This is a genomic window from Mesorhizobium sp. M2A.F.Ca.ET.042.01.1.1, from assembly GCF_003997405.1.
Classification (GTDB): domain Bacteria; phylum Pseudomonadota; class Alphaproteobacteria; order Rhizobiales; family Rhizobiaceae; genus Mesorhizobium.
Genome location: NZ_RZRX01000515.1, coordinates 1 through 1,799, shown reverse-complemented (window position 1 = coordinate 1,799; position 1,799 = coordinate 1). Strand labels below are relative to the sequence as shown.

Annotated in this window: 2 protein-coding genes and 1 pseudogene; all 3 read left to right on the top strand. The window is 64.5% G+C overall.

Going from position 1 to position 1,799, the window contains the following annotated elements; translation table 11 throughout:
• A partial coding sequence (gene serS, locus EOA23_RS34380; RefSeq protein ID WP_127307285.1) for a serine--tRNA ligase occupies positions 1-774 on the top strand: 774 nt, incomplete at its 5' end.
• Between the two features lie 4 nt (positions 775-778).
• A complete protein-coding gene (gene surE, locus EOA23_RS34375; protein WP_127307284.1) occupies positions 779-1,537 on the top strand; it encodes a 5'/3'-nucleotidase SurE in 759 nt (252 codons plus the stop codon).
• A gap of 29 nt (positions 1,538-1,566) precedes the next feature.
• A pseudogene (pcm, locus tag EOA23_RS34370) lies at positions 1,567-1,799 on the top strand (protein-L-isoaspartate O-methyltransferase); the annotation flags it as partial.

Sequence of the window (1,799 nt, the reverse complement as noted above, 5' to 3'; positions counted from 1 at the left end):
CGCATGGAGCGCGCGCTCGGCCAGTTCATGCTCGACCTGCACACGACCGAGCATGGATATGAAGAGGTCATTCCGCCGCTGATGGTGCGCGACGAGGTGCTTTTCGGCACCAACCAGCTGCCGAAATTCGAGGAAGACCTGTTCTTCACGCCGCATGGCGACGGTCGGCTTGGCCTGATCCCCACAGCGGAAGTGCCGCTCACCAACCTCGTGCGCGAGGAGATCACCGCGCATGAAAAGCTGCCTCTGCGCTACACGGCGCTGACGCCGTGCTTCCGCTCGGAAGCGGGCTCGGCCGGCCGCGACACGCGCGGCATGCTGCGCCAGCATCAGTTCTACAAGGTCGAGCTGGTCTCGATCACCGACCAGGAGAGCTCGATCGCCGAGCATGAGCGTATGACGCAATGCGCCGAAGAGGTGCTGAAGCGGCTCGGCCTGCCGTTCCGCACGGTCACGCTCTGCACCGGCGATATGGGTTTCGGCGCGCGCAAGACCTACGACATCGAGGTCTGGCTGCCGGGGCAGAACGCCTATCGCGAAATCTCGTCCTGCTCGGTCTGCGGCGACTTCCAGGCACGGCGCATGGATGCCCGCTACAAGGACAAGGACGGCAAGGGCAACCGCTTCGTCCACACGCTCAATGGTTCGGGCACCGCTGTCGGCCGCGCTCTCATAGCTGTCATCGAAAACTACCAGAATGAGGATGGCAGCGTAACCATTCCTGAAGTGCTGCGGCCTTACATGGGTGGTCTTGCCAAGATCGAAACGAAGTGACTTGATGCGCATTCTCCTGACCAACGACGACGGCATCCATGCCGAAGGGCTGGCGTCGCTTGAACGCATCGCCCGCACGCTGTCGGACGACGTCTGGGTGGTGGCGCCCGAGCAGGACCAGTCCGGCTACGCGCATTCGCTGTCGATTTCGGAGCCGCTCCGGCTGCGCAAGATCGGCGAGAAACATTACGCGGTGCGCGGCACGCCGACCGACTGCGTCATCATGGGCACGAAGAAAATCCTGCCCGGACCGCCGGACCTGATCCTGTCCGGCGTCAATTCCGGCGCCAACATTGCCGATGATGTGACCTACTCCGGCACCGTGGCGGGCGCCATGGAAGGCGCGCTGCTCGGCGTGCGCTCGATCGCGGTCAGCCAGGCCTATTCTTATGTCGGCGAGGATCGTGTGGTTCCTTATGAGACGACAGAGGCTCTGGCGCCGGCGCTGCTGAAGCGGCTGGTGGAAACGCCGCTGCCGGACGGCGTGCTGCTCAACGTCAATTTTCCGAACTGCGCGCCGGACGAAGTCGTAGGCACCGTCGTCACCTCGCAGGGCAAGCTGGTGCACAGCCTTTGGGTCGACGAACGGCGCGACGGACGCGGCCTGCCTTATTACTGGCTGCGCTTCGGCCGCGAGCCGGTCGAAGGCAAGAAGGGCACGGACCTCCACGCGCTGCGCAACCGGCTGGTGTCGGTGACGCCGCTGCAACTCGATCTCACCGCCCATGAACTGCGCGACCAGCTGACCAAGGCGCTGTCATAAATAGGGTTTGGCATGAACATGGTTTTTGCATGAATACCGGCATCGACGACCGCGAGGGTTTTGCCGCTTTCCTGCTCAGGCTGCGGGGCAGGGGCACGGCGCCCAAGGCGCTGGTCGCGGCCTTCGAGGCGACGCCGCGGCGCGGTTTCCTGGCGGCCCAGTTCCATTCGATCGCCTGGTCGGACGGCATGCTGCCGATCGAATGCGGCGAGGCGATCGAGGGCGCCGATCTGCAGGCCGCGGTGATCGCCGCGCTCCACAT